This is a genomic window from Clavibacter sp. GW821-FHT01D01 (assembly GCF_059422605.1).
Map to the genome: position 1 here is coordinate 30966 of NZ_JBWKXC010000011.1, position 24756 is coordinate 55721.

The 24756-nt window shown below is 74.2% G+C and carries 27 protein-coding genes and 1 pseudogene; 12 read left to right on the top strand and 16 right to left on the bottom strand.

Annotation, left to right across the window (positions count from 1 at the left end; all coding sequences use genetic code 11):
• Nucleotides 1-46: 46 nt before the first annotated feature.
• From ccsB to AC07VC_RS13660, 5 genes are read right to left on the bottom strand one after another with little or no spacing between them, the layout of a single operon-like run.
• Nucleotides 47-1081 carry a c-type cytochrome biogenesis protein CcsB gene (gene ccsB, locus AC07VC_RS13640; RefSeq protein ID WP_494675069.1) on the bottom strand — a complete coding sequence of 345 codons (1035 nt, stop codon included), beginning with the start codon at nucleotides 1079-1081 and terminating at the stop codon, nucleotides 47-49.
• A 2-nt stretch (nucleotides 1082-1083) separates the two neighbouring features.
• Nucleotides 1084-2724 carry a cytochrome c biogenesis protein ResB gene (gene resB, locus AC07VC_RS13645; RefSeq protein ID WP_317230152.1) on the bottom strand — a complete coding sequence of 547 codons (1641 nt, stop codon included), beginning with the start codon at nucleotides 2722-2724 and terminating at the stop codon, nucleotides 1084-1086.
• Nucleotides 2708-3448: a cytochrome c biogenesis CcdA family protein gene (locus AC07VC_RS13650; protein ID WP_494675068.1), complete on the bottom strand. Its 741-nt coding sequence runs from the start codon at nucleotides 3446-3448 to the stop codon at nucleotides 2708-2710. The genes resB and AC07VC_RS13650 overlap by 17 nt, the downstream gene beginning before the upstream one ends.
• Nucleotides 3449-4060, bottom strand: a complete 612-nt coding sequence (locus AC07VC_RS13655) for a TlpA family protein disulfide reductase (protein ID WP_317230153.1) — start codon at nucleotides 4058-4060, stop codon at nucleotides 3449-3451.
• Entirely contained in the window at nucleotides 4060-4704 is a 645-nt protein-coding gene (locus AC07VC_RS13660) for a histidine phosphatase family protein (protein WP_494675067.1), read from the bottom strand. The genes AC07VC_RS13655 and AC07VC_RS13660 overlap by 1 nt, the downstream gene beginning before the upstream one ends.
• Before the next feature lie 315 nt (nucleotides 4705-5019).
• Here AC07VC_RS13660 and AC07VC_RS13665 point away from each other — a divergent pair, with 315 nt between their 5' ends.
• The 4 genes from AC07VC_RS13665 to AC07VC_RS13680 all read left to right on the top strand — a co-directional run bounded on the left by AC07VC_RS13665 (nucleotide 5020) and on the right by AC07VC_RS13680 (nucleotide 10161).
• On the top strand, nucleotides 5020-6063 hold the full coding sequence (locus AC07VC_RS13665) for a sigma-70 family RNA polymerase sigma factor (protein ID WP_317230149.1): 1044 nt from the start codon (nucleotides 5020-5022) through the stop codon (nucleotides 6061-6063).
• A 235-nt stretch (nucleotides 6064-6298) separates the two neighbouring features.
• Complete coding sequence (locus AC07VC_RS13670; RefSeq protein WP_094115022.1) at nucleotides 6299-6511, top strand: hypothetical protein; 213 nt, start codon at nucleotides 6299-6301, stop codon at nucleotides 6509-6511.
• A gap of 112 nt (nucleotides 6512-6623) precedes the next feature.
• Nucleotides 6624-9110: an excinuclease ABC subunit UvrA gene (locus tag AC07VC_RS13675; RefSeq protein WP_494675066.1), complete on the top strand. Its 2487-nt coding sequence runs from the start codon at nucleotides 6624-6626 to the stop codon at nucleotides 9108-9110.
• Between the two features lie 151 nt (nucleotides 9111-9261).
• Nucleotides 9262-10161 carry a DUF2510 domain-containing protein gene (locus AC07VC_RS13680; protein WP_494675065.1) on the top strand — a complete coding sequence of 300 codons (900 nt, stop codon included), beginning with the start codon at nucleotides 9262-9264 and terminating at the stop codon, nucleotides 10159-10161.
• A gap of 35 nt (nucleotides 10162-10196) precedes the next feature.
• On the opposite strand, the gene AC07VC_RS13685 is transcribed toward AC07VC_RS13680, so the two are convergent.
• Genes AC07VC_RS13685 through AC07VC_RS13695 form a run of 3 tightly spaced genes read right to left on the bottom strand, consistent with a single transcriptional unit; the run spans nucleotide 10197 to nucleotide 12579 of the window.
• On the bottom strand, nucleotides 10197-11114 hold the full coding sequence (locus AC07VC_RS13685; protein ID WP_494675064.1) for a 5-oxoprolinase subunit C family protein: 918 nt from the start codon (nucleotides 11112-11114) through the stop codon (nucleotides 10197-10199).
• The gene (locus AC07VC_RS13690) at nucleotides 11111-11731 is read right to left on the bottom strand and encodes a 5-oxoprolinase subunit B family protein (RefSeq protein WP_494675063.1); all 621 of its coding nucleotides are present in this window, start codon (nucleotides 11729-11731) and stop codon (nucleotides 11111-11113) included. Before AC07VC_RS13690 ends, AC07VC_RS13685 begins: the two co-directional genes overlap by 4 nt.
• On the bottom strand, nucleotides 11728-12579 hold the full coding sequence (locus AC07VC_RS13695; protein ID WP_494675062.1) for a LamB/YcsF family protein: 852 nt from the start codon (nucleotides 12577-12579) through the stop codon (nucleotides 11728-11730). Before AC07VC_RS13695 ends, AC07VC_RS13690 begins: the two co-directional genes overlap by 4 nt.
• Before the next feature lie 112 nt (nucleotides 12580-12691).
• On the opposite strand from AC07VC_RS13695, the gene aspS reads away from it, so the two are divergent.
• The 4 genes from aspS to AC07VC_RS13715 all read left to right on the top strand — a co-directional run bounded on the left by aspS (nucleotide 12692) and on the right by AC07VC_RS13715 (nucleotide 15556).
• On the top strand, nucleotides 12692-14002 hold the full coding sequence (gene aspS / locus AC07VC_RS13700) for an aspartate--tRNA(Asn) ligase (protein WP_494675061.1): 1311 nt from the start codon (nucleotides 12692-12694) through the stop codon (nucleotides 14000-14002).
• Between the two features lie 205 nt (nucleotides 14003-14207).
• Nucleotides 14208-14540 carry a DUF7882 family protein gene (locus AC07VC_RS13705; protein ID WP_317230975.1) on the top strand — a complete coding sequence of 111 codons (333 nt, stop codon included), beginning with the start codon at nucleotides 14208-14210 and terminating at the stop codon, nucleotides 14538-14540.
• 53 nt (nucleotides 14541-14593) lie between these two features.
• The gene (locus tag AC07VC_RS13710; protein ID WP_494675060.1) at nucleotides 14594-14809 is read left to right on the top strand and encodes a hypothetical protein; all 216 of its coding nucleotides are present in this window, start codon (nucleotides 14594-14596) and stop codon (nucleotides 14807-14809) included.
• 78 nt (nucleotides 14810-14887) lie between these two features.
• Nucleotides 14888-15556, top strand: a complete 669-nt coding sequence (locus tag AC07VC_RS13715) for a DUF6518 family protein (protein WP_494675059.1) — start codon at nucleotides 14888-14890, stop codon at nucleotides 15554-15556.
• A 41-nt stretch (nucleotides 15557-15597) separates the two neighbouring features.
• Here the strand turns inward: AC07VC_RS13715 and AC07VC_RS13720 are convergent, their stop codons facing one another.
• From AC07VC_RS13720 to AC07VC_RS13735, 4 genes and pseudogenes are all read right to left on the bottom strand, one after another.
• Nucleotides 15598-17133, bottom strand: a complete 1536-nt coding sequence (locus tag AC07VC_RS13720) for a hypothetical protein (RefSeq protein WP_494675058.1) — start codon at nucleotides 17131-17133, stop codon at nucleotides 15598-15600.
• Nucleotides 17130-17699: pseudogene (locus AC07VC_RS13725) on the bottom strand (ABC transporter ATP-binding protein); the annotation flags it as partial. The gene AC07VC_RS13720 and the pseudogene AC07VC_RS13725, both read right to left, overlap by 4 nt.
• Before the next feature lie 137 nt (nucleotides 17700-17836).
• Nucleotides 17837-18139: a Dabb family protein gene (locus AC07VC_RS13730; RefSeq protein ID WP_094115015.1), complete on the bottom strand. Its 303-nt coding sequence runs from the start codon at nucleotides 18137-18139 to the stop codon at nucleotides 17837-17839.
• 58 nt (nucleotides 18140-18197) lie between these two features.
• Nucleotides 18198-18461 carry a glutaredoxin family protein gene (locus AC07VC_RS13735; protein ID WP_494675056.1) on the bottom strand — a complete coding sequence of 88 codons (264 nt, stop codon included), beginning with the start codon at nucleotides 18459-18461 and terminating at the stop codon, nucleotides 18198-18200.
• Between the two features lie 77 nt (nucleotides 18462-18538).
• Between AC07VC_RS13735 and AC07VC_RS13740 the strand changes: the two genes are divergently transcribed.
• Nucleotides 18539-19291 (top strand): HAD family hydrolase, encoded by a 753-nt coding sequence (locus AC07VC_RS13740; RefSeq protein WP_317230580.1) that lies wholly within the window; start codon nucleotides 18539-18541, stop codon nucleotides 19289-19291.
• Between the two features lie 138 nt (nucleotides 19292-19429).
• Here the strand turns inward: AC07VC_RS13740 and AC07VC_RS13745 are convergent, their stop codons facing one another.
• From AC07VC_RS13745 to AC07VC_RS13755, 3 genes are all read right to left on the bottom strand, one after another.
• A complete protein-coding gene (locus AC07VC_RS13745) occupies nucleotides 19430-19528 on the bottom strand; it encodes a 30S ribosomal protein bS22 (RefSeq protein ID WP_003792170.1) in 99 nt (32 codons plus the stop codon).
• A 72-nt stretch (nucleotides 19529-19600) separates the two neighbouring features.
• A complete protein-coding gene (locus AC07VC_RS13750) occupies nucleotides 19601-19840 on the bottom strand; it encodes a helix-turn-helix domain-containing protein (protein WP_494675055.1) in 240 nt (79 codons plus the stop codon).
• A 122-nt stretch (nucleotides 19841-19962) separates the two neighbouring features.
• Nucleotides 19963-20511 carry an ArsR/SmtB family transcription factor gene (locus AC07VC_RS13755; RefSeq protein WP_494675054.1) on the bottom strand — a complete coding sequence of 183 codons (549 nt, stop codon included), beginning with the start codon at nucleotides 20509-20511 and terminating at the stop codon, nucleotides 19963-19965.
• 78 nt (nucleotides 20512-20589) lie between these two features.
• Here AC07VC_RS13755 and AC07VC_RS13760 point away from each other — a divergent pair, with 78 nt between their 5' ends.
• Together AC07VC_RS13760 and AC07VC_RS13765 are read left to right on the top strand one after the other, a co-directional pair.
• Nucleotides 20590-22014, top strand: a complete 1425-nt coding sequence (locus AC07VC_RS13760) for a TrkH family potassium uptake protein (protein WP_317230577.1) — start codon at nucleotides 20590-20592, stop codon at nucleotides 22012-22014.
• 63 nt (nucleotides 22015-22077) lie between these two features.
• Complete coding sequence (locus AC07VC_RS13765; RefSeq protein WP_094115009.1) at nucleotides 22078-22746, top strand: potassium channel family protein; 669 nt, start codon at nucleotides 22078-22080, stop codon at nucleotides 22744-22746.
• Between the two features lie 59 nt (nucleotides 22747-22805).
• On the opposite strand, the gene proC is transcribed toward AC07VC_RS13765, so the two are convergent.
• A complete protein-coding gene (gene proC, locus AC07VC_RS13770) occupies nucleotides 22806-23615 on the bottom strand; it encodes a pyrroline-5-carboxylate reductase (protein WP_494676545.1) in 810 nt (269 codons plus the stop codon).
• Between the two features lie 212 nt (nucleotides 23616-23827).
• Here proC and AC07VC_RS13775 point away from each other — a divergent pair, with 212 nt between their 5' ends.
• Nucleotides 23828-24745, top strand: coding sequence for a cation diffusion facilitator family transporter (locus AC07VC_RS13775; RefSeq protein WP_317230779.1), 918 nt, complete (start codon nucleotides 23828-23830; stop codon nucleotides 24743-24745).
• Nucleotides 24746-24756: the final 11 nt, after the last annotated feature.

Here is a 24756-nt window from a genome sequence, read left to right on the forward strand (position 1 = left end):
GTGCGCGGACGCGCGGACCGCGCGCCGGGCGCCGGGTGCCGGGCGCCTACAGGCCGCTGTAGGTGTGCAGGCCCTTGAAGAACACGTTCACGACGCCGAAGTTGAACATGACCGCCGAGAAGCCGATGATGGCCAGCCATGCGGAGCGCGACCCGCGCCAGCCGCGCGTGGCGCGGGCGTGGATGTAGCCGGCGTAGAGGACCCAGATGATGAAGGTCCAGACCTCCTTGGTGTCCCAGCCCCAGTAGCGCCCCCACGCGCGCTCGGCCCAGATGGCGCCGGCCATGAGCGTGAACGTCCAGAAGATGAAGCCCACGATGTTGAGGCGGTAGGCCATGGACTCGAGGGTGACGGAGTCCGGCAGCGTGGCGAGGAAGCGCATCTTGGCGGCGCGCGCGTCGGCCGCGAGCGACTCGCGCCGGAACTGCAGCAGCTGCACGCCGGACAGCGCGAACGCGAGGGCGAAGAAGCCCGTGCCGAGCGCGGCGACGAACACGTGGATGACGAGCCAGTAGGACTGCAGCGACGGCGGCAGCGGCGCCACCTCGACGCGGTACTGGACCACGGCCACGCCGAGCAGGATGAGGACGAGGCCCGTCACGAAGGTGCCGAGGAACCGCAGGTCGCGGCGCGTGAGCACGATGAGGTAGACGCTGAGGATGAGCAGCGTGCCCGTCATGGCGAACTCGTACATGTTGGCCCACGGCACGCGGGCGGCGGCGAGGCCGCGGAGCACGGTCGCGACCGCGTGCGCGACGAAGCCGACGCCCAGGAGCACCATGGCGACGTTGAGGCTGACGGAGCGGCCCGGCGCGACGGGCGCGTCCGGCCCGGATGCCGTGCCGTCCGCGGCGTCGCGGCCGCGCGGCGCGGGACCGCGCTCCAGCGTGGCGGTGCCGCCGCGGCGGGCGGCGGTGGCGCCGACGGCGGAGGGCTGGCGCGCGGCGGCGGTGGCCGCGTCGGCGACGAGCGCCGAGCGCCGCGCCAGGTCGAGGGCGAACGCGATGAACGCGGCCGCGTAGAGCCCCATCGCGACGAGGAGCGCGATGAGGGAGACGTCGTCGAGCATGGCCGTGTTCACGATCAGAGCCTAGCTTCCGCTCCTGACACCCGGCCCGGCTCGAGGCCGGTCACGTGCCGGTCGGCCAGGGCCGCCACCGCGGCCTCCAGCGTGGGGTCCTCGCCGCGCGCGAGGCCCGCGTACTCGAGGGTGGTGGACCCGTCGGACTGCGGCACCGCCTTCACCCACACGCGCCGGCGCGGCACGAAGAGGGAGGTGAGCAGGCCGCCGAGCACGAGGATCGCGAACAGCAGGACCCAGCCCTGCGTCGGGTCGTGGTGGACGTCGAAGGAGACGAAGCGCGGCACCGAGTCGAGGCTGACGCTGCCGAGCCCGTCGGGCAGGTCGACCGACTGGCCGGGCGCCAGCTCGATGGACGCCACGCCGGTCTTCCCGCCGGTGAGCTGCGTGAGGTCGCCCGTGTCGAGCGTGTAGACCGAGGTCGGCACGCCGCCGTCGATGCCGAGGTCGCCCGTGTAGACGTTGAGCGTCAGCAACGGGTTGTCGAGGTCCGGGTAGGAGGAGAAGAACGGGGCCTTCTCCGCACCCTGCGTCGGGTAGAAGAAGCCGAGCATCCCGACCTGCTCGCGCAGGCCGTCCGGCACCTTGACGACGCCGAGCGAGGTGAGCTTCGCGTCCTGCGGGAGGAAGGGGACGTCGGCGCTGTAGACGACCGTGCCCTCGGGATCCCGCACGGTCACGCGGGGCGCGTACCCGTTGCCGAGCAGGTACATGTCGGTGCCGCCGATGGCGAGCGGCTCGTTGACCTTCACCTCGCGCTCCTGGGGCGAGCCGCCCGGGACGTCGGCGGTCACGTCGGCCGTGAAGTCGAGCGGCTGGCCGATGGCGTTCGGGTTCTCCTGCTCGTACTCCACGTGCAGCGCGTCGAGCTTCACGCGGTACGGGGTGAGCGCCGAGTCGTCGAAGAACCGGCCCGGGTTGAACGAGTCGAAGGTGGAGAGGGTGTTGACGAAGGACTGCCCCTCCACGAGGACCTTCTGGCCGGAGTAGCCGAAGCCGCCGCCCACGCCGACCGTCACGAGGATCCCGACGAGGGCCGAGTGGAACACCAGGTTGCCGGTCTCGCGCAGGTACCCGCGCTCCGCGGAGACGGACAGGACGCCGCCCGCGGCCGACGCGTCGTCGACGAGGACCGTGCGGTAGCGCTGGCGCTTGAGGAGCGCGCGGGCCTGCCGGATGGCGTCGACGGGGTCCGCGGTGGTCGTGCGCGTCGTGTACCCGGCGAGGCGCGAGAGGCGCGCGGGCGTCCTCGGCGGCGCCTGGCGGAGCGCGTCGAAGTGGTGCTTGGCGCGCGGCACGACGCAGCCGATGAGGCTGATGAACAGCAGCAGGTAGATGGAGGAGAACCAGACCGAGCTGTAGGTGTCGAACACCTGCAGGCCGTCGAGCACCGGGTACACGTCGGGGTTGTCGACCCGGAACTGGGTCACGCCGTTCGGGTCGGAGCTGCGCTGCGGCACCAGGGATCCGGGGATCGCCGCGAAGGCGAGGAGCAGCAGCAGGAACAGCGCGGTGCGCATGCTCGTGAGCTGCCGCCAGAACCAGCGGAGCGTGCCCAGGAACCCGAGCCGCGGCTGCGCGATGGGAGCCCCCTCGCGCGCTGCGGGCCGCGGGGAGTCGACGTGGTCAGATGGCCGGGACATACTGGGCGATCACCCCCTGGAGCTGGAGCATCCACGCCGACCAGAGGCCCGAGACCATGAGCAGGCCGATGAGGACGAGCACGGCGCCCCCGACGAGGTTGACGGTGCGGATGTGGCGGCGGAGGAACCCGACGGTGCGCGTCATCCAGCCGAGGCCGAGGGCCACGAGCAGGAACGGCACGCCGAGGCCGATGCAGTAGGCGACGCCGAGGAGCACGCCGCGGCCCGCGTCGGCGGAGGTGAGGCTCATGGAGATGACGACCGCGAGGGTCGGGCCGATGCAGGGCGCCCAGCCGATGCCGAAGACGACGCCGAGCAGCGGCGCGCCCGCGAGGCCCGTCGCCGGCCGCCACGAGGCCTTGACCTCGCGCTGCAGGAAGCCGAGGCGCCCCGTGAAGACGAGCCCCATGACGATGAGGACGACGCCGAGGATCCGCGTGATGAGGTCCTGCCAGCGCATCAGCCAGAACCCGGCGGTCGCGGAGACGAGCGTCGTGACGATGAAGACGGCCGAGAAGCCCAGCACGAACAGCGCCGTGCCGATCAGCAGGCGGCGCCGGGTCGCGGATCCGCCCTTCGCCTCGGCCATGCCGCCGATGTACCCGAGGTAGCCGGGCACGAGCGGGAGCACGCACGGGGAGGCGAACGAGACCAGTCCCGCGAGCAGCGCGAGCGGCACCGCGACGAGGAGCTGGCCCGAGAGGGCGCCCTGGATCTGGTCCACCTACCCCGCCGCCTCCGCGACCGTGTCGGTCACGAGGGTGCGCAGGACTCCCGGGTCGATCTGGCCGAGCACCCGGGAGGCGACGCGCCCCTCGCGGTCGAGCACGATGGTGGCGGGCACGGCGTTCGGCGCGATGGTGCCCGCGAACGCGAGCTGCATCGACGTGTCCTCGACGTCGAGGACGGACGGGTAGGTGATGCCGTAGGTGCGGTCGAACGAGTCGACGTTGGGCGCCTGGTCGCGCGTGTTGACGCCGAGGAACCTCACGCCGTCCGGGGCGTGCTCCTCGCTGGCGGCCTGCAGGTCCTTCGCCTCGAGGCGGCAGGGCGGGCACTCGGCGTACCAGAAGTTGACGACCGTGACGGAGCCGCGGTAGTCGTCCGAGGAGATCTCGGTGCCGTCCGAGAGCGTGCCGGAGAAGTCGACGGGGTCGGCGCGGTCCGCGACGGGGACCTCGGTGAAGGTGCCGTCGCCCGCGATGTAGCGCTCGTTGTTGCCGCTGCGGTACTGGGCGGCGAGCGGGTCCTCCGCGCAGCCGGCGAGGACCACGGCGGCGAGGGCGGCGGTCGCCGCGGCGGCGAGGAGGCGGCGCGGTCGGCGGACGCCCCGCATCACACGGCCCCCGTGTCGACCGCGAGGTCGGTCAGGCCGGCGGCCGCGTCGAGGTAGCCGGTCTCGACGAAGCGGTCGCCCACGCGCTCGACCGTGGTGATGCTGGAGAGCGCGCAACGGCGCTTGCGCGGATCGTGGAAGAGGCGCTCGCCCGCGAGGGAGAGGTGCACCATCCAGATGGGGAGCTGGTGGCTGACGATGACGACGTCGCCGTCCGGCACGGAGCGGTACGCCGCCTTGACCGCGTCGGCCATGCGGGCCGCGATGGACCGGTAGGACTCGCCCCAGCTGGGCTTCACCGGGTCGACGACCAGGGGCCACAGGCGCGGCGAGCGCGCGATGCGCGCCGGGGACGGGAAGCGGGACCCCTCGAAGCGGTTGGTGGGCTCGATGACCCGCTCGTCGGTGGCGACCTCGAGGGCGAAGCGCTCGGCCCAGGGTGCCGCGGACTCCTGCGCGCGCTGCAGCGGGGACGCGATGACGCGGTTGACGGGCGCGCCGCTCTCCTCGAGGGCACGTGCCGCGGCGTCGGCCATGCGGTGGCCGAGCTCGGAGAGGCCGTATCCCGGGATGCGTCCGTAGAGGACCCCGTGCGGGTTGTGCACCTCGCCGTGACGGACGAGATGGATTCGTGAGGCGACCACCCGTCAAGTGTAGGTGTCGGGTGGATGTACAACCGCCGAGGATCCGGCGCAACCCCCTGCGCTAACCATTAGTCCCCAATACGATTGTGGGCACCGGTGGGGGCCGGTCTCTCGCGACCGGCGCCGAACGGATGTTACATGCGTATACGAACGTTTGGGCCCCAAAGGAATCGCACGCTAAGTTAGGTGCTCGAGGTCGGGAACGGCCTCCTGGCGAGAGCCCCGTGGCACACGGGACCCCGCCGCGACCCCCGTCTCACGGACAGGGGCCCGCATGACGATGCCGTCCGGGACGGCGCGGAAGGAACGGGCACCATGACGATGACACCGACCAGGCCAACGGCCACCGACACCACCACCGACTCCGCGCTGGACCGGATCGAGGCCATCGGCCCCGTGGATCCGTACGCGGACAGCGACCTCCCCGAGCCCTCGCTCGTCACCCCCGGCGCCAGCACCGACGCCGTCAAGGACTACCTCCGCCAGATCGGCCGCGTGCCGCTGCTCACCGCCGAGCAGGAGGTGACCGTGGCGCGCCGCATCGAGGTGGGCGTGCTCGCCCAGGAGGTGCTCGACACCCGCGACGGCCTGACGCCCGCCGAGCGGCGCGAGTTCCAGACGCTCGCCCAGGACGGGATGCGCGCCAAGCAGCACCTGGTGAACGCCAACCTGCGCCTCGTCGTCAGCATCGCGAAGCGCTACACGGGCCGCGGCCTGCCGTTCCTGGACCTGATCCAGGAGGGCAACATGGGCCTCGTCCGGGCGGTCGAGAAGTTCGACTACCAGGCCGGCTTCAAGTTCTCGACCTACGCGTCGTGGTGGATCAAGCAGTCCATCACCCGCGGCATGGCGGACACGAGCCGCACCATCCGGATCCCCGTGCACACCGTCGAGCACATCAACCGGATCAACGCCGTGCAGCGCGAGCTCGCGGTGGAGCTCGGCCGCGACCCCTCCATGGAGGAGATCGCGCGCGAGTCCGACACGCCCGTCACCAAGGTGCGCTACCTGCTCGACCGCGCGCAGGAGCCCATGTCGCTGCAGGTCCTCGTGGGCGGCAGCGGCGGCGACGGCGACACCGAGATGGCCGACCTCATCGAGGACGCGGACGTCACGCAGCCCATCGACGTGGTGACGCAGCAGCTCATGGCCGCGCACGTCACGCGCCTCATCGACGGGCTCGCCGAGCGCGACGCCGAGGTCGTGCGGATGCGCTTCGGCCTGGCCGGGCTCGAGCCGCGCTCGCTCGCGTTCGTCAGCCAGCAGCTGGGCGTGACGCGCGAGCGCGTGCGCCAGATCGAGAAGAAGTGCCTCGCCAAGCTCCGCATCCCGGAGCTGGAGACGTACATCCGGGGCTGATCCCCGCGCACGACGAGAGGGCCGCCCGCGACGCACGTCGCGGGCGGCCCTGCCGTCGTGGAGGCCGCTCCGCCGATGCCGGTGCGCACGCCGGACGGCCTTCCTGCGGATCCGCTCGGAACGATGCCCACTAGTCGTTAGTGCGCATACAGTCGAGATCCACCCATCCGCGGCGCGCACCCCCGACGCGGACGACAGCGCGGGCTCGACGACGAGCCGCGGAGAAGGAGGAGCCATGGCTCTCACGCAGACCGCACCCGGCCAGACCGACGTGCCCGGCATCAGCTGGTCCCCCGTCGCCGCCGGCCTCTGGGTCGCCCGACGCGGCGACGAATTCGCCGGCATGTCCGAGGAGCGGTGGGGCGTCGGCTTCCACGTCACCGACCGCCTCGGTCGCGACGTGGGCGACTTCCCCACCCTCCTCGAGGCCCGTCGCGCGCTCGGCTGATCCCGCGGGGACGGCCGATCGCGCACGTACGGCCGTCGGCGCGCGGACTCCCGCGGGCGCCCCGCGACCGGCCGGTGCGCCGAGGTCCGCCGACCCGCATAGGGTCGAGCAGGTGCCTCTCCCCGAAACGACCCCGCCCGCATCCGCCCCCGACGACCGCGCCGACGGGTTCGTCCGGGTCCGCGGGGCGTCGGAGAACACGCTCCGCGACGTGGACGTCGACATCCCCCGGGACCGCATCGTCGCCTTCACCGGCGTCTCCGGCTCGGGCAAGTCGTCCCTCGCCTTCGGCACGGTCTACGCGGAGGCGCAGCGCCGCTTCTTCGAGTCGGTCGCGCCGTACGCCCGCCGCCTCATCCGGCAGGAGCAGACCCCGCACGTCGACAGCATCACCGGGCTGCCGCCCGCCGTCGCGCTCCAGCAGCGCCGCGGGGCACCGAGCACGCGGTCGACGGTGGGCACGGTCACCACCCTCTCCAACTCGCTGCGGATGCTGCTCTCCCGCGCCGGCACCTACCCCGTCGGCCAGGGCCGCCTCGACTCCGACGCCTTCTCCCCCAACACGGCAGCGGGCGCGTGCCCCGTGTGCCACGGGCTCGGCGTCGCGCACACCGTCACCGAGGACTCGCTCGTGCCGGATCCGTCGCTCAGCATCCGCGACGGCGCGATCGCCGCGTGGCCGGGCGCCTGGCAGGGCAAGAACCTCCGTGACATCACGATCGCGCTCGGCTACGACGTCGACGTCCCGTGGCGGGACCTGCCGCGGGACGCCCGCGACTGGATCCTCTTCACCCCGGAGCAGCCGGTGGTGCAGATCACGCCGCAGCGCGACCGCGTGGCGAAGCCCTACAACGGGCGCTTCTGGAGCGCCCGCTCCTACGTGCTGCACACGCTCGCCGACTCCGCGAGCCCGCGCCTGCGCGAGGCGGCGCTCGCGCACATGGTCTCGGGCACGTGCGAGCGGTGCGGCGGCAGCGGGCTCACGCCCGAGGCGATCGCCGTGACCTTCGCCGGCCGGAGCATCGCGGAGCTCAACGCGCTGACCCTCGCGGACCTCGCCGCCGCCATCGCGCCCACCGCGGGAATGGGCGACGTGGCCGTCACCATCACGACCGACCTCGTCGCGCGCCTCGCCGTGCTGGTGGACCTCGGCCTCGGCTACCTGAGCCTCGGCCGCGTCACCACCACGCTGTCGCCCGGCGAGATGCAGCGGCTCCGGCTCGCGACGCAGCTGAGGTCGGGCCTGTTCGGCGTCGTCTACGTGCTCGACGAGCCGTCGGCGGGCCTGCACCCGGCCGACGCCGAGCCGCTGCTCGAGGTGCTCGAGCAGCTGCGCGACTCCGGCAACTCGGTCTTCGTGGTGGAGCACGACATGGACGTCGTGCGGCGCGCCGACTGGATCGTGGACGTCGGCCCGGGAGCCGGCCAGGCGGGCGGATCCGTGGTCTACAGCGGACCGGTCGCCGGCCTCCGCGAGGTGGTGGCCTCCGCCACCCGCCCCCACCTGTTCCCCGACCTCGCGCCGCCGCGCGCCGAACGGACCCCCAGGACGCCCACCGGCAGCATCCGCGCGACGGGCGTGACGCTCCACAACCTCGTCGACCTCGACGTCGAGATCCCGCTCGGCGTGATGGTCGCCGTGACGGGCGTCTCCGGGTCCGGCAAGTCGACGCTCGTGAGCCGCGTCCTCCCCGACCTCCTGCGGGCCTCGCTCGCGCCCGACCGCGTGGTCGTCGAGCAGGCGGACGACGCGGGCGACGACGACGCGGCGGGACCCGCGCGGATCGCCCGCGTCGAGGGGGCGGAGGCGGTCGACCGGCTCGTCTCCGTCGACCAGCGACCCATCGGCCGCACCCCGCGCTCGACGCTCGCCACCTACACGGGCCTCTTCGACGCGGTGCGGCGCACGTACGCGTCCACCGACGCGGCGCGCGCCCGGGGCTACGGCGCCGGCCGCTTCTCCTTCAACGTGGCGGGCGGGCGCTGCGAGACGTGCCAGGGCGAGGGCTCGGTGACGGTCGAGCTCCTCTTCCTGCCCGGGTCGTACGGGCCGTGCCCCACCTGCCACGGCGCCAGGTACGAGCCGGGGACGCTCGAGGTCGAGTACCGCGGCCGGTCCATCGCCGACGTGCTGGCGATGACGGTCGACGAGGCCCACGGCTTCCTCGTGGACGTGCCGCTCGCCGAGCGCGCCCTGGCGACGCTCCGCGACGTGGGCCTCGGCTACCTGCGGCTCGGCCAGCCCGCGACGGAGCTCTCGGGCGGCGAGGCCCAGCGGATCAAGCTCGCCACCGAGCTGCAGCGGGCGCCGCGCGGCCACACGCTCTACCTGCTCGACGAGCCGACGACGGGACTGCACCCGGCGGACGTCGTGCTGCTGCTGCGCCAGCTGCAGGGCCTCGTCGACGCCGGCAACACGGTCGTCGTCGTCGAGCACGAGATGGACGTGGTCGCGGACGCGGACCGGGTGATCGACCTCGGCCCGTCCGGCGGCGACCAGGGCGGCCGGATCGTCGCCCAGGGCACCCCGCGGGAGGTCGCGGGCGCGGCCGGGAGCCGGACCGCGCCGTATCTCGCGCGGCGGCTCGCGGCGTCGTGACCGAGGGCCGGGCCCGGCCGCTCGCGGCTTCCGGCACGGGGCCGCGAGCGTCGGCCCGGGTCCCGGCCGACGTGGGTAGTGTGACCTCCAGCGTCCGTGCCCGCGCGCGTCCGACGCCCCACCTGCATGCCGCACCTCGCAAGGAGCACTCGTGACTGACTCGACCGGAACACCCTCCACGCCCGCGGGCTGGTACGCGGACCCCGCCGGATCCGACCGCCTGCGCTGGTGGGACGGCACGCGGTGGACGGACCACCTGACGGACGCGCCGGCGGCGAGCGCTGCGTCGTCCTCACCGGACGCCGGCCGCACGCCGGAGCAGCACGACAGCGCGGGGACCTCCAGGGAGCAGGCCGCTCCCGCCGCCGCTTCCGTGCCGCCCGTCGCGCCGCCCGTCAGCCCGCCGGCTGCGCAGCAGCCGTACTCGCAGCAGCCGTACTCCCACCAGCCGTCCGGTCAGCAGCCCTACTCCCAGCAGCCGTACTCCCACCAGCCGTCCGGTCAGCAGCCGTACTCCCAGCAGCCGTACTCGCAGGCCGGCTACGCGCCGCCGGCGTACGCCGCCCCGACCCCGCCGCCGCAGGCGCCCGCGGGCACCTCCCCCTTCACCTGGGCCGTGTGGGTCCTCGCGGCGCTGCCGGTGATCTCGATCCTCCTGGCGCTCAACGTCGACTACCGCGCGGCGCTCGAGATGGGCGCCCGCGGCCCGCGGCCCGACGCCGCCGTCGCCTCGGCGCTCAGCAGCCTGGTGCAGTTCCTGATGTGGGCGGCCTCCGTCGCGCTCGCCTACTTCGACCACCGCGACCTCACGCGCCGCGGGATCGTGCGGCCGTTCCACTGGGCGTGGGCGTTCATCCCCGTGGCCGGCGGCGTCTACCTGATCGGCCGGTCGATCGTCGTCCGCCGCCGCATCCCGGGCTCCCCCGGCAACGCGCTCGCCCCGATCTGGCTCTGGATCGGGCTCATCGCCATCGTGGCGTTCGTCTCCATCGTGAGGGCCCTGGAGGCCGTCACCGCCGGCCTCCAGATGTACGGCACCGGCGGGTACTGACCGCCCCCCCCTGCGCCCCGGTCGGCGCGTCCGCCTCAGACGAGACGGACGCGCTGGCCGGGGCGCAGCTGCGCGGCCAAGCGGACGTCGTCGCGGGCGACCACGCCGATCACCGGGTAGCCGCCCGTCATCGGGTGGTCGGCGAGGAACAGGATCGGCTGCCCCGAGGGCGGCACCTGGAGCGCTCCGGTGACGACGCCCTCGCTGGGCAGCTCGCCGGGGATCCGCCGGACGAGCGGCTCGCCCGCCAGGCGGACGCCGACGCGGTCGGCCTCGGCGGTCACCTCCCACGGCCGGTCGAGGAGCGCGGCCCAGGACCCGTCGACGAACCAGTCGAGGCGGGGACCGGCCGACACGCGGAGGACGACCTCTCCGTCCGCGGGCGCGGTCACGGCGAGCGAGTCGATCGGCGGGACGGGCCGCGCGGGCGGCGGCCCGACGGGGAGCACGTCGCCCGCCGCGACCGCCGCCGGGCCGACCCGGGACAGCAGGTCGGTGGCGCGCGATCCGAGGACGGGTGCGGCGTCGATCCCCCCGCGCACCGCCAGGTACCAACGGATGCCCGCGACAGCAGGGCCGATCTCGAGCGCGTCGCCCGCGTCGAGGAGCACCGCGGCGGCGTACGGAGCGGGCCGCGAGCGGCGGCCGACCGTGCGGACCAGCGGCCCGACGGCGCCCGTGACGGCGACCCACACCGCCGCGGTCGCACGCAGTGCGGCACCGCCGACCACGATCTCGAGGCCCGCCGCGCCGGCGTCGTTGCCGACGAGGAGGTTCGCGTCGGCGAGGGCCCGCGGGTCGAGGGCTCCCGACGGGGAGACGCCGATGCCGCCGTGGCCGGGACGGCCCGCGTCCTGCACGAGCATGAGCGGGCCGGTGCGCTCGACGACGAGGGCGGGAGCCGTCGCCTCCGTGGCGCGCCGTCCGCGGCGCGGGGCCTCCGGGCCGCTCATCCCGCCACCTCCCGGAAGCGCACGGCGGATCCGGGCACGAGGAGCGCCGCCGGCTCCCGCTCCGGATCCCACAGGACCGCCCGCGTGGTGCCGATCAGCTGCCAGCCGCCCGGCGACACCCGGGGGTAGATGCCGCTGAACTCGCCCGCGAGCGCCACGGCCCCCGCGGGGACGCGCGGCCGGGGCGACGACCGGCGCGGGACCTCGAGCCCCGGCACGCCCGCGAGGTAGCCGAAGCCGGGCGCGAAGCCGCCGAAGGCGACCGTCCAGATGCCGGAGGTGTGCCGCGCGACGACCTCGCACGCGTCGACGCCGAGGAGGGCGGCGACGTCGGCCAGGTCCTCGCCGTCGTAGACCACGTCGATCTCCACCGGATCGCCGCCGCGCGCGCCCGCCGCGTCGGCGGGCCGGGCGGCGAGCGCCCAGGAGCGCGCCGCGGCGACCGGCAGCACGTCGGGATCCACCGTGACGAGGATGCTGCGCGCGCCCGGCACGATGTCGACGACGCCCGCGGGCCGCGTGGCGTCGAGCACGGGCTGGAGGCGGAGGACCTCGTCGAGCGAGTCGAGGTCGAGCATGACGGCGGCGTCGCCGCACGGGAGGAGCCGGAGGGTCACAGGGCGCGCCGGTGGCGGGCGGGGAGCGCGCGGGCTCCGGGACCCTCGGCCGCATCGGGGGCGGACGCCGCGTCGGCCGCTCCGCCGACGGCGTCCGGCACCGGGCGCACCTCGACGCCCGCGGCCTCGAGCGCGTCCCGCACGGCGCGCGCCAGGACCACGGCCCCCGGGGTGTCGCTGTGCAGGCAGAGGGAGTCCGGGTCGAGCCGCACCACGGACCCGTCGATCGCCACGACCGTGCCCTCGGTCGCCATCCGCACCGAGCGCGCCGCGACCTCCGCGGGGTCGTGGATGACCGATCCCCCCTGCCGCCGGGACACGAGCGCTCCCTCCGGCCTGTACGCCCGGTCGGTGAAGGCCTCGACCCGCGTCGGGAGGCCGGCCGCCCCGGCCAGCCGGAGGATCTCGGAGCCGGGGAGGCCGAGCACGGGGAGGCCGGGATCCAGCGCGACCACGGCGTCGACCACGGCCTGCGCCTGCACGGGGTCGTGCGCGATCCGGTTGTAGAGGGCGCCGTGCGGCTTGACGTAGGAGACGCGCGCGCCGACCGTGCGCGCCATGCCGCAGACGGCGGCCAGCTGGTAGAGCACGTCGCCCGTGAGCTCGGCGGGCGACACGTCGAGGTCGCGCCGGCCGAAGCCCGCGAGGTCCCGGTACGCGACGTGCGCGCCGACCGCCACCCCGTTCCGCGCGGCGCGCTCGAGCGCGTGCAGCATGACGAGCGGATCCCCGGCGTGGAACCCGCACGCGACGTTGGCGCTCGAGACCACGTCGAGCATCGCGTCGTCGTCGCCGAGGGTCCAGCGGCCGAAGGACTCGGCGAGGTCGCTGTTGAGGTCGATCTGCATGGCGTCTCCCCTGCACCGGGTGCGGCGGCCGCGCGCCGCGGCGCCGTCCCCTCCAGGCTAGGCGGCCCGCGGGGCGACCTGCCGGACGGCGGCGCGGATAGACTCGACGACCGTGACCTCCCGTACCCTGATCAAGAACCTGGCCGCCCTCGACGACGGGGACGTGGCCGTCTCCGGATGGGTCGAGACCGTCCGGGACCAGAAGAAGATCCAGTTCGTGATCCTCCGCGACGAGTCCGGCGCGGTGCAGCTCACGTACAAGCGCCAGGGCGACGAGGACGCGACCGCCGACACCATCTCCGGCCTCGCCGCGGGCACGTTCCTCACCGCGACGGGCTCGCTCAAGCACGACGAGCGCGTGAAGCTCGGCGGCCTGGAGATCGGCCTGGCCGGCATCGAGGTCGCCGGCGCGGCCATCCCCGAGACGCCCATCGCGGCCGACTCGTCCATCGACAAGCGCCTCGACTGGCGCTTCATCGACCTGCGCGCGCCGCGCAACTCGCTGATCTTCCGCGTGCAGACCACGCTCGTGCACGCGCTGCGCACCTACTGGGTGGAGCACGACTTCATCGAGGTCTTCTCTCCCAAGCTCATGGCCACGCCCTCCGAGTCGAACGCCGAGCTGTTCAAGGTCGACTACTTCGACGGCGTCGCGTACCTCGCGCAGAGCCCGCAGTTCTTCAAGCAGATGGCGCAGTCCGCCGGCTTCGGCAAGATGTTCGAGGTCGGCCCGGCCTTCCGCGCCGACCCCTCCTTCACCTCGCGCCACGCTACGGAGTTCACCTCGGTGGACGCCGAGATCAGCTGGATCGAGAGCCACGAGGACGTCGCCCGGCTGCAGGAGCAGCTCATCGTCGCCGCGCTCACCGCGGTGAAGGAGAAGCACGGCGACGAGATCCGCGAGCTGTTCGACGTGGAGGTGACGGTGCCCACCGTGCCGTTCCCGCGGATCCCGCTGCTCGAGGCGAAGGACATCGTCGCGAAGCGCGGCCACGTGATCGACCGCGCGGACGACGACCTCGACCCCGAGGGCGAGCGCCAGATCGCGGCGCACGTGATGGAGGAGCTCGGCCACGAGTTCGTGTTCCTCACGGACTACCCGTCGTCGATCCGGCCGTTCTACCACATGCGGAACGCCGAGGACCCGACGATCACGAACAGCTACGACCTCATCTGGAACGGCGTCGAGATCACCACCGGCGCGCAGCGCGAGCACCGCGTCGAGGTGCTCGAGGCGCAGGCCCGCGAGAAGGGCCTCGACCCCGAGGAGCTCGGCTCGTACCTCGACTTCTTCCGCTACGGCGTGCCCCCGCACGGCGGCTTCGGCATGGGCCTCAACCGCGTGCTGATGCTCCTGCTGCACCAGTCGAACCTGCGCGAGGTGACGTACCTCTTCCGCGGTCCGAACCGGCTCGCCCCGTAGGCCCCGCTCCACCGGACGGCCCGATCCCCGCGCGGGGGTCGGGCCGTCCGCCGTTCCCGCGAAGCCGGTCTTCCCCGGGTGCCGTAATGTCGGCTCCAGAGCTCGTCGCCCTCGCCCGCGGGTCGCCGAGCAGCCGTGGACGCCGCGGGATCGGACGATCCCGCGACCCGACGGGCTCTGGACGGGACACGGAAGGACCGCCCCGATGGGTCAGCTGATCTTCGACAGCACCACGCGCACCACCATCGACGACCGCGCCCTCGCGCACCTGCAGATCGTCATGCTGGCGAAGCTCCGCCGCCGGGAGAGCTTCGCGTTCTCGTGGAAGTACCCGGCGTCCGAGGGCGACGGGCGCAGCACCGTGTGGGTGGCCCCCGAGCTCCCGCTGCACTTCCGCTTCTCGGGCAGCCGCTCCCCGTCCATCAACCCCGCCTGGGTGGACGTCCTCATGGACTGCGCCAACACCGGATCCGGCCTCCACCTGCTGCCGGAGCCGGCGGCCGGGACGGCGCCGCATCCCGCCGTCCACCCCGACTGACCCACCGCCCCCCCCCGCACGACGCCCTCCCCCTCCCCTCCCGAAGGACGCCCATGGCCCTCACGAACCTCCCCTACGACGACGAGGCGATCCTCGCCGCCACCGAGTCCGCGACCGTCATCAGCCGGGAGGTGCGGGACGTGCAGGTCGACTTCGCCGGCACGAGCATCTCCGACGACGGCGCGGCGCGGATCACCGCCACCGTCTCCTGGACCGTCCCCGCGGACGAGGCCGTGCGGATCCTGGAGCGGGCGCTGCCGCACGACTGACCCGCCTGCATCCCGGTGGGGACGCGGATCCTCCCCGCGGCCGACGACCGGCCGAGCACCCGCTGGGAGGGTGGGGCCATGACCCGACCCGATCCCCGCACCACGCTCCGGGACGCCGGCGCAGGCCCGGCGCCGACGCCCGGCCCTCCGACCCGCGAGACGGGGCGCACCGCGCTCCGCGCCGTCGCGATCGTCCTCGTGACGAGCCTCCTCGTCGGTGGCCTCACGAGCCCCGCCCAGGGCTTCCTGCCCGACCCCGTCCGGCCGTTCGCGAACTCCGCGGGCGGCTGGAGCATGCTCGCCTTCCTCGCGGTGTGGGCCTCCGGTGCCCGCCCACCGCTCGGCGCGCTGCTCGGCGCCGTCTCCTTCGTCAGCATGGTCGAGGCGTACGGCGTCGTGAGCCTCTGGCGCGGGTACTTCCTCGCGGACCCGCTCTCGTCCATGTGGATCCCGATCGGCCTCGTCGCCGGCCCCGTGCTCGGGCTCGCGGCCGCGCTCGTGCGGCACGCGGGTCGCAGCTGGGTCGTGGTCGGCACGGCCGTGCTGAGCCTCGTCCTGGCCGCCGAGGGTGCCTACGGCCTCCTGCTCCTCCAGGGCACGACGGGCGCCACCTACTGGATCCTCGAGATCGTCCTGGCCGCCGCCTTCCTCGCCGCCGCCGTGCTGCGGGGTCGCGGCACGGCCCCCCGGGCGGGCACGCCGACCGCCACGGGCACGCCGACCGCGACGGCCCGCGGCCGGTCCTGACGCGCCGCCGGTCCTGACGCGTCGCCCGTCCTGGTGCGCCGCTAGGCCCGCCCCGCCGCGATCCGTCGGCGGGTGCGGAGCGCGACGGCGGCTCCCAGCGGCAGCGCGACGGCCGCACCCGCGGGCCCGGCCGCGCCGACGGCCGTGACGACGGCGAGCACGGATCCGCCCGCGACGAGGAGCGCGTCCGCCTGCCACGCGGCGACGACCAGCGACGACGCGTCCCCCACCGGGGTCGGCACCGGCGCCATGACCTGGAGCGGCAACGGCCCCTTCGCCGCGTCGGACGCGCGGACGACGACGAGGAGCAGGGCGGCGACCGGCGCGACGACGAGCGCCACGGGTCCCGCGCCGCCCGCCACGGCGATCCCCGCCCCGACGAGCGCGCACGAGGCCCCGGCGACGCCGGGCAGCGCCGCGTGGAGCAGGAGCAGCCGCCCGGTCGGGATGCCGTAGAGCGGCGGTGCGGACGCGACGTCGACGACGTGCCGGAACCCGTCGGACCACGCCCCCAGCGCGAGGAACCCGACCAGCGCCGCGCCGACCGCGGGGACCCAGGACCCGGCTCCCGCGCCGTCGAGCGCCGCGGCCACGAGGGCACCCGAGGCCGCGACCCCGAGGCACGCCCACGCCGCGCGGACGGGCGTGCGGAGGGACCCCACGAGGTCGCGCCCCGCGATGAGCGCCGCCCCGGACCCGCCGCCGACCGCACCCCACCCGCGCCCGATGCGCGGCACGGGGCGGAACCCGCCGGCGGCCATGGCGAGGTCCCCCGTGGTGGCCAGGGTGGTGGTGGCCTGCCAGCGCTGCGCCTGTGCCAGCAGCTCGGGGCCGCGGAGGCCGTCGAGCACCGCCGGGGCCGCCGCCACGACCACGACCGCGAGCACGGCCAGCGCCGCGAGCCCGGCCGCCGCGGAGGACGGCAGAGGCGCCTCGGGACCTGCGTCGGCGCCGGGGAACAGCGCCGCGAACGCGGCCCACGGCACGGCGGGTGCCGGCACGAGCAGCGCCGCCGCGGTGGATCCGAGGAACGCCGCGCCGAGGACGGCGCGCCCGCCCGGACGCAGCCGCTGCCCTGCGAGCCAGCAGCCCGCGGCGATCACGCCGACGAGGGCACCGCCCGCCGTCCACGCGGCGACGGGCCGGGGATCCGCGTCGCCGGCGACGAGCAGGGCGAGCCCGGGGAGGAGGGCCGTCATCCCGCCGAGGGCGGCGCACCCGAGCGCCGCGCGCGCGGACGGCCGCCGGAGCACCGCGGCGCGCGGGAGCGCGCTCCCTGCCAGCGCGGCCGTGAGGAAGGGCGGGAGCAGCGCAGGACCCCGGGCGCCGCCGGCGAGCGCGAGCGCGGTCGCCGCGAGTCCCGACGCCACGGTGGCCGCCGCCGGGCCGTGCTCCCGGAGGGCCGCCGCGGCGGCCGGCTCCGCGAGCTCCAGCACGATGGCGCGGAGCACCGGGATCCCGAGGATCAGCACCGCGAGCACGCCCGAGTAGACCGCGTAGGCGAGGTCCATCGGCGACGTGCCCCCGCGCTCGAGCCGGATCGCGCGGATCGTGCGGAGCGTCCGCCCCGCCGTCACGCGCCGTCGCCGACGAGCGCGACGGACCGGCCGGCGACCGCCGTGCGGAGCACGGCGCTGTGCGTCGCGAGCACCATCGTGCGGCCGGCGGCGAGCTCCTCGCGGAGGATCCCGATCACGAGCTGCAGCCGGTCGGGGTCGAGCCGCTGCTCCGGCTCGTCGAGGAGGAGGACGTCGTAGGGCCGCACGGTCGCCATCGCGAGCGCCGCGAGCTGCGACTGGCCCGAGGACAGCTCGTGCGGGAAGCGGCGCGCGAGCGACGCGAGCCGCCAGCGCTCGAGGTGCTCCGCGGCGTGCTCGCGGGCAGCGCCCGCGTCCCGTCCCCACGTCGCCGCGATGACGGCGAGGTGCTCCTGGAGGGTGAGGTCCCGCGCGACGGGCGGATGGCCGATCGAGCCGGACACCGCCCGGCGGAACCCCCGGTCGCGCTCGTCGACGGCCCGGCCCCGCACCCGCGCGGATCCCGACGTAGGCCGGCTGAGGCCCGCGATCACCCGGAGCAGCGTGGTCTTCCCGGCTCCGTTCGGGCCGGTCACGGCGACCGCCTCGCCGTCGCGGGCCACGAGGTCGGTGGGCCGCAGCAGCGGGATCCCGTCGACGACCACGGACACCCGCTCGACCTCGACCGAATCCCCCATCCGGCCATCCTGCCGCACGCGTCCGATGGGACGCGCGGCGGGCGCGGATCGGCCGTCCGCCGGGATCAGACCTCGAAGTCGACCGACGCCGCGGAGGCCACGAGGCTCCGCACGAAGGCCGCGACGCGCTGGTGCTCCGGGTGCACGTCGTAGGCGTCGAGCGCGGCGCGGTCGTCGAAGTCGGCGATGAGCACGAGGTCGTGGCTGCGCGCGGATCCGACCACGTCGCGCCCCACCTGGAACGAGCGGATGCCGGGCACGAGGCCGGGCAGGGTGCCGAGTGCCTCGGCTACGCGGGCGGCGTCGCGATCGAGGGCGGCGGGATCGCGGTCGGCGAGCTTCCAGGAGACGACGTGGCGCAGGGTCATGCCCCGACCCTATCCGCGCCGGCGGCGGCCGTCCCCGCGGGAAGCCGCCCGCGTCGGGTCAGCGGGCGTCGAGCGCGGCGTGCAGCCGGTCGGCGTCGATGCGCCAGTAGTTGTGCACCCGTCCGTCGATGAGGAGCACGGGGATCTCCTCCGCGTACCGGTCGGCCAGCGCCCGGTCGTCGAGGATGCTGCGCTCCTCGAGCGTCACCTCGGCGGCCCGCGCGGCGTCGAGCCCGCCGAGCACCTGCGTCACGACCTCCCGGGCGTCGTCGCAGAGGTGGCAGCCGGGCTTGCCGACGAGGGTGAGGACGGTGGCGCTCATCCGTCCAGCGTAGGCGAGCGCCCCCGCGCCGCCGCCCGGACGGCCGGCGCAGGAGCGTCGCCTACGCTGAGGCGATCATGGTCGAGCAGGCGGGCACCCCGGTCCTCGCGCTCTTCGACGTGGACAACACCCTCATCCACGGCGCGAGCGTGTTCCACCTCGTGCGCGGGCTCCGGGCGGCGGGACTCCTCACGGCGCGCGACATCGTCGGCGCGGGGTGGAAGCACGCGCGCTTCAAGGCGCGCGGGGAGAACGACCGGCATCTCGCCTCCGCGCGCGCCCGCGGCCTCGAGGTCGTCACGGGCGTGACGGTCGCGGACATGGCCCGCCTCGCCGACGCCATCTACGAGCAGCACACCGCGCGCACGGTCTGGCCGGAGACGCTGGGCCTCGCGCAGGAGCACCTCGCGAAGGGCCACCAGGTCTGGCTCGTGACGGCATCGCCCGCGTTCCTCGCCGATGTGATCGCGCGGCGCCTCGGGTTCACGGGCGCGCTCGGCAGCGCGCTCGAGGTGCGTGACGGCGCCTACACGGGCCGCCTCGACGGCGAGTTCCTGCACGGCGCGCACAAGGCCGACGCCGCGCGGTCCCTGCTCGCGCGCACCGGCGCGGCGCCGGACGACTGCTGGGCCTACTCCGACTCGCGGCACGACATCCCGCTGCTCACGCTCGTCGGGCACCCCGTGGTCGTGAACCCCGACCAGGCACTCGCGGCCCACGCTCGCGGATCCGGCTGGCCGTCCCTCCGGCTGCGGCGCGCGAGCATCCGCGACGCCCGTCGACGCGTGCGCCGCGAGGCCGCGCAGGCCGCAGGCCCCGCCGCCCCGTGACCGCCGCGCTCCGCCACCGGCGCAGCACCACGACCGGCACCGACGCCCGCATGCCGCCGCACGCAGGAAGAGGACACCGCCCCGTCTCCGGGTCGGCGTCCTCTCCTCGCGTGCTGCGCCCTCATGGACGCGTCCGCTCTACTTCTTGTTGCGACGCTGGTGGCGCGTCTTGCGAAGCAGCTTGCGGTGCTTCTTCTTCGCCATGCGCTTGCGACGCTTCTTGATCACTGAACCCATAGGGGCACCTCATCTGTTGCCGGACGGAACGCGCGGGCTCTGGTGACCCGCGGAAAATAGCCTCAGAGGAGTCTAGCCGACATCCGACATGCCGGTGTGACGCGAGGCCTCGCCGGGCTGGCCGGGCAGCGCGTTCGACGGGTCGATCGCGGCCAGGACGGCGGACTCCGGCACGCGGAACGAGCGGCCGAAGCGGATGGCGGGCAGGTCACCCGAGTGCACGAGGCGGTAGACGGTCATCTTGGAGACGCGCATCATCTCCGCGACCTCGGCCACCGTGAGGAATCGGACGTCGGACAGGTCACGCGACATGGGCGGATCGACTCCTCGTTCTGCGTGACCGGCTCACGGGCCGTGGAGCACCCGCGATGCGGGCGCTGGTGCGCGAGTCTAGGGGTCCGGATGGACGCGTGTCCATCGTGTCACATCCTGCATCACGCGTCCCGCGCGCTCCCCGGCTTCCGGCCCCGCAGACGGCCGAGACCCGCCTGACCCGCGGTGCCCGCGACCCGCGTCGCGTCGTGCACGGCGGCCGCCGCCTGGTACCGGGTGTCGGCCCAGATCCGTCCGAGGGACGCGGCGAACGGATAGCCGGCCGGGTCGTGGTCCCCGTCCTCGTCGGGGTCCCGCGAGAGGCCCCCGCGGAGGAGGCCCGTGTCGGGATCGGCGGCGTCGTCGTCGAGCGCCCGGTCGTCGCGGCCGTCGTCGACGAAGGGCGCGATCCAGGCGTCGAGCACCTCGAGCGGCGCCGGCTGCAGCCGGTAGTAGCGGTGCTGCCCCTCCTCCCGCACCGACACGAGGCCGATGTCGCGGAGCACGCGAAGGTGCTTGGAGACGGTCGGCTGGGTGAGCCCGAGCGTCTGCACGAGCTCCGACACGCTGATCTCGCCCGTGGGCGCCTCGGGCACCGCGCGACGGTCGAGCAGCACGCGGAGGAGGTCGCGGCGGGTGGGATCCGACACGACGTCGAAGATGTCAGCCATGCCCGAAGGCTATTCCGTCCCGCGCTCGCAGTACCATGGCGAACCGGGCCCCAGGGCCGTCGAACGGACAAGGGGACCATGCGCGTCAGGCCGGATCACGGGCGACCCCTGCTGGGACGCATCCGCGACTTCCTCGACTACTTCGCGCACTCCACGCCCGCGCGCTTCGCGATCCTCATCTTCGCCGCGCTGGTGCTCACGCTCACCACGATCCTCATGCTCCCGGGCATGACGACGTCGGGGGACGCGGCGCCGTTCGCCGACGCCCTCTTCACGGCCGTCTCCGCCATCTGCGTCACGGGCCTCGCGACGGTCGACATGGCCACGTACTGGACCCCGCTCGGCCACGCGTTCATCGCCCTCGGCGTACAGATCGGCGGCATCGGCGTGCTCACGCTGGCGTCGATCATGGGGCTCATCGTGTCCCGCCGCCTCGGCCTCAAGGCCCGGCTCATGGCCGCGAGCGACAGCAACCCCCTGCGCATCCACCACGGCCCCGTCGCGGAGGGCCAGGCCGTGAAGCTCGGCGAGATCGGCACGCTGCTGCTCACTGTCGCGATCAGCGCCCTCGTCATCGAGCTGTCCATCGCGGCGCTCCTCTTCCCCCGGATCCTGCTGGAGGGCATCCCGGTCGGCCAGGCGGCGCTCGACGCCTTCTACTACTCGCTCATGGCGTTCACGAACACGGGGTTCGTCTTCAGCGAGGCCGGGTTCGAGCTGTACCACCAGGACTACTGGTTCCTCAGCCTCCTCATGGTCGGCGTCTTCCTCGGCAGCATCGGCTTCCCCGTCATCTACGCCGTCTACCGCGGGTGGCGGAAGCCCCGTCGGTTCTCGGTGCACGTGAAGCTGACGCTCTGGACGTCGCTGATCCTCATCGTCCTCGGCACGCTCGCCTACGTGATCCTCGAGTGGGACAACAAGCGGACCTTCGCGCTGATGGACCCGGTGCAGCACGGGTTCCAGGCGCTGTTCCTCTCCGTCATGACGCGCTCGGGCGGGTTCTCGACGCTCGACATGGCCGAGTTCGGCAACGCGAGCCTGCTGGTCACGGACATGCTCATGTTCATCGGCGGCGGATCCGCGTCCACCGCCGGCGGCATCAAGGTCACGACCCTGGCGATCCTGTTCCTCGCCGCGTTCGCCGAGGCCCGCGGCAGCGAGTCGATGGAGGTCTTCGAGCGCCGCATCCCGAGCGACGTCCTCCGCCTCGCGGTGAGCATCGTGCTGTGGGGCGCCACGACGGTGGCGCTCAGCAGCATCGTGCTCCTGCAGATCTCCGGCGAGCGCCTCGACTACGTGCTCTTCGACGCGATCTCCGCCTTCGCCACCTCGGGCCTCAGCACGGGCTTCACGGCCGAGGCCACCGATCCCGCGAAGTACGTGCTCGCGGCCACCATGTTCCTGGGACGCGTCGGCACCGTGACGCTCGCGGCCGCCCTGGCCGCGAGCACGAGGCGCCAGCTGTTCCAGCGCTCCGAGGAGCGCCCGATCGTCGGCTGACCCGACGACCCGCGTCCCCCGCACCTGACCCACCCACCGCACCGCCGCACCAGGAAGGCCCCCATGGGCGAACGCATCCCCCACAACGCCCCCGTGCTCGTGATCGGCCTCGGCCGGTTCGGCGCCGCGACCGCCGGCCAGCTGGCCCGGCTCGACCGCGAGGTGCTGGCGATCGACGCGAGCGAGGGCCTCGTGCAGAAGTGGTCCGACCGGGTCACCCACGCGGTGCAGGCCGACGCGCGCAACATCGAGGCGCTGCAGCAGCTCGGCGCCAAGGACTTCTCCATCGCGGTGGTCGCGGTCGGCTCCTCCATCGAGGCGAGCGTCCTCATCACCGCGAACCTGGTGGACCTCAAGATCCCCCAGATCTGGGCCAAGGCCATCAGCCAGTCGCACGGCAAGATCCTCGAGCGCATCGGCGCGAACCACGTGATCTACCCGGAGGCGGAGGCGGGCGAGCGGGTGGCGCACCTCGTGTCGGGGCGGATGCTCGACTTCATCGAGTTCGACGACGACTTCGTGCTCGCCAAGATGTACCCGCCGAAGCCGATCCGCGGGCTCGCGCTCGCCGAGTCGTCCGTGCGCCGCCGCTACCGCATCACCGTGGTCGGCGTGAAGACGCCCGGCAAGCCCTTCACCTACGCGACCGCGGAGACCGTCGTCTCGAACCACGACCTCATCATCGTGTCCGGCACGTCGGCCGACATCGAGCGGTTCGCCTCGCTCTCCTAGGCACGGGCGGGGCGGGCGCCCCGTGCAGGGCGCGGCGCCGCATGCGTGCCGCGCGCGCGTCAGCCCGCCGCGAGCTCCCGCGCCCGGGCGAGGGCGGCGTCCGTCGCGCGGTCGAAGAGCCCCGACAGGTCGGCCGCCTGCAGCACCTCGACGGCCCGCTCGGTGGTGCCCTTCGGGCTCGTGACCCGGCGCCGCAGCTCGGCGGGGTCGTCGTCGGACGCGGCGAGCAGCTCGACCGCTCCGCGGAACGTGCCCTGCACGAGCACCCGCGCCTCCTCCGGGCTGAAGCCCTTGGCCTCGGCGGTGCGCGTCAGCTCCTCGACGAGGAGGAAGACGTAGGCGGGCCCCGATCCCGAGATCGTGCTGAGCGCGTCGATCCGCTCCTCGGGCACCTCGACCACGTCGCCGACGGTCGCGAACACCGCGCGCGCGAGCGCCAGGTCCTCGGGAGTCGAGCGCGTGCCCGCCGCGAGCCCGGCGACGCCGCGGCCCACGAGCGACGGAGTGTTCGGCATCGACCGCACCACCGCGACGTGGGCCGGCAGCAGCGCCTCGAACGTCGCGATGGTCACGCCGGCCGCGACGCTCACCACGAGGGCGCCCGGATCGAGGTCGTCGGCGATCTCGCGCAGCAGGTCCGGGACCATGTGCGGCTTCACGCCGACGATGACGACGCGGGCCCCGCGGACCGCGCGGCGGTTCGCGTCGGGGTCCTCCTCGACGCTCGCGGCGGAGACCCCGTCGCGGCGGGCGAGGGCCGACGCGCTGGCCGCGGAGCGGGTCGTCACTCGCACGTCGCCGTCGACCCGGACCCGCGGCGAGAGGAGGCCGCCGAGGATGGCGCCGTTCATGGATCCGGTGCCGAGCATCGCGAGCGTCGGGAGCCGGACGGGCTCCGTCGTGCTCGCGGGATCGGCGGGGGCGGCGGGGCGGGCGGCGTCGGCGGGCATGCCCCGATCCTAGGGACCGGGCCTCCCGGGCCGACCCGTCGGACGGGCCGCCCGCGTGGCTAGGCTGAGGCGACCGGGGCATGCGCGCCCGGGCGGCCCGAGCCGTCCCCGCCGGTCGAGGAGGTCCCGCCTTGAGCGAATCGCACGGCAGCAAGGCCATCTTCGCCGCCCTGGCCGCCAACGTCGGCATCGCGATCACGAAGTTCATCGCCGCGTTCTTCTCCGGCTCCTCGTCGATGCTCGCGGAGGGCGTGCACTCGCTCGCGGACTCGGGCAACCAGATCCTGCTGCTCATCGGCGGGAAGCGCGCCCAGCGGCTCGCCGACGAGGAGCATCCCTTCGGCTACGGGCGCGTGCGCTACGTCTACGCGTTCATCGTGTCGATCATCCTGTTCTCCGTCGGCGGCGTGTACTCGCTCTACGAGGGCATCCACAAGATCGAGCACCCCGAGCCGCTCGACGTGCCGTGGCTCCCGATCGTGGTGCTCCTGATCGCCATCGCCCTCGAGTCCTTCTCGCTCCGCACGGCCATCAAGGAATCGAACCCGCTGCGCGGGAAGCAGACGTGGGTGCAGTTCGTGCGCCGGGCGAAGAGCCCGGAGCTGCCCGTGCTGCTGCTGGAGGACACCGCGGCGCTCTCCGGGCTGGTGTTCGCGCTCCTCGGCGTCGTCGCCTCCATCGTCACGGGCGACGGCATCTACGACGGGATCGGCACCCTGCTCATCGGCGTCCTCCTCGTCGCGGTCGCGGTGGTGCTCGGCGTGGAGATGAGCAGCCTGCTCGTGGGCGAGGGCGCCTCGAAGCCGGACCTCGCGGCCATCCGCGCCGCCATCACGGCCGGCCACGAGGCCGAGTCGATCATCCACATGAAGACCCTGTACCTCGGCCCGGACGAGCTCCTGGTCGCGGCGAAGATCGCGATGCCGGCCACGAGCTCGCTCGGCGACGTCGCGGCGGGCATCGACGCGATCGAGCGCCGGGTGCGCGAGGCCGTGCCGGTCGCACGCGTCATCTACCTCGAGCCCGACGTGCGGGTCGCCACGAGCTGATCCGGCGGGCG

Bases quoted from the DNA above. Each gene is read 5' to 3' on its own strand.
- resB (WP_317230152.1), bottom strand. From the start codon at position 2,724: ATGTCCCGGCCATCTGACCACGTCGACTCCCCGCGGCCCGCAGCGCGC.
- AC07VC_RS13655 (WP_317230153.1), bottom strand. From the start codon at position 4,060: ATGCGGGGCGTCCGCCGACCGCGCCGCCTCCTCGCCGCCGCGGCGACC.
- AC07VC_RS13665 (WP_317230149.1), top strand. From the start codon at position 5,020: ATGACGATGACACCGACCAGGCCAACGGCCACCGACACCACCACCGAC.
- AC07VC_RS13670 (WP_094115022.1), top strand. From the start codon at position 6,299: ATGGCTCTCACGCAGACCGCACCCGGCCAGACCGACGTGCCCGGCATC.
- AC07VC_RS13685 (WP_494675064.1), bottom strand. From the start codon at position 11,114: ATGAGCGGCCCGGAGGCCCCGCGCCGCGGACGGCGCGCCACGGAGGCG.
- AC07VC_RS13695 (WP_494675062.1), bottom strand. From the start codon at position 12,579: ATGCAGATCGACCTCAACAGCGACCTCGCCGAGTCCTTCGGCCGCTGG.
- AC07VC_RS13705 (WP_317230975.1), top strand. From the start codon at position 14,208: ATGGGTCAGCTGATCTTCGACAGCACCACGCGCACCACCATCGACGAC.
- AC07VC_RS13710 (WP_494675060.1), top strand. From the start codon at position 14,594: ATGGCCCTCACGAACCTCCCCTACGACGACGAGGCGATCCTCGCCGCC.
- AC07VC_RS13715 (WP_494675059.1), top strand. From the start codon at position 14,888: ATGACCCGACCCGATCCCCGCACCACGCTCCGGGACGCCGGCGCAGGC.
- AC07VC_RS13730 (WP_094115015.1), bottom strand. From the start codon at position 18,139: ATGACCCTGCGCCACGTCGTCTCCTGGAAGCTCGCCGACCGCGATCCC.
- AC07VC_RS13735 (WP_494675056.1), bottom strand. From the start codon at position 18,461: ATGAGCGCCACCGTCCTCACCCTCGTCGGCAAGCCCGGCTGCCACCTC.
- AC07VC_RS13740 (WP_317230580.1), top strand. From the start codon at position 18,539: ATGGTCGAGCAGGCGGGCACCCCGGTCCTCGCGCTCTTCGACGTGGAC.
- AC07VC_RS13745 (WP_003792170.1), bottom strand. From the start codon at position 19,528: ATGGGTTCAGTGATCAAGAAGCGTCGCAAGCGCATGGCGAAGAAGAAG.
- AC07VC_RS13750 (WP_494675055.1), bottom strand. From the start codon at position 19,840: ATGTCGCGTGACCTGTCCGACGTCCGATTCCTCACGGTGGCCGAGGTC.
- AC07VC_RS13755 (WP_494675054.1), bottom strand. From the start codon at position 20,511: ATGGCTGACATCTTCGACGTCGTGTCGGATCCCACCCGCCGCGACCTC.
- AC07VC_RS13760 (WP_317230577.1), top strand. From the start codon at position 20,590: ATGCGCGTCAGGCCGGATCACGGGCGACCCCTGCTGGGACGCATCCGC.
- AC07VC_RS13765 (WP_094115009.1), top strand. From the start codon at position 22,078: ATGGGCGAACGCATCCCCCACAACGCCCCCGTGCTCGTGATCGGCCTC.
- proC (WP_494676545.1), bottom strand. From the start codon at position 23,615: ATGCTCGGCACCGGATCCATGAACGGCGCCATCCTCGGCGGCCTCCTC.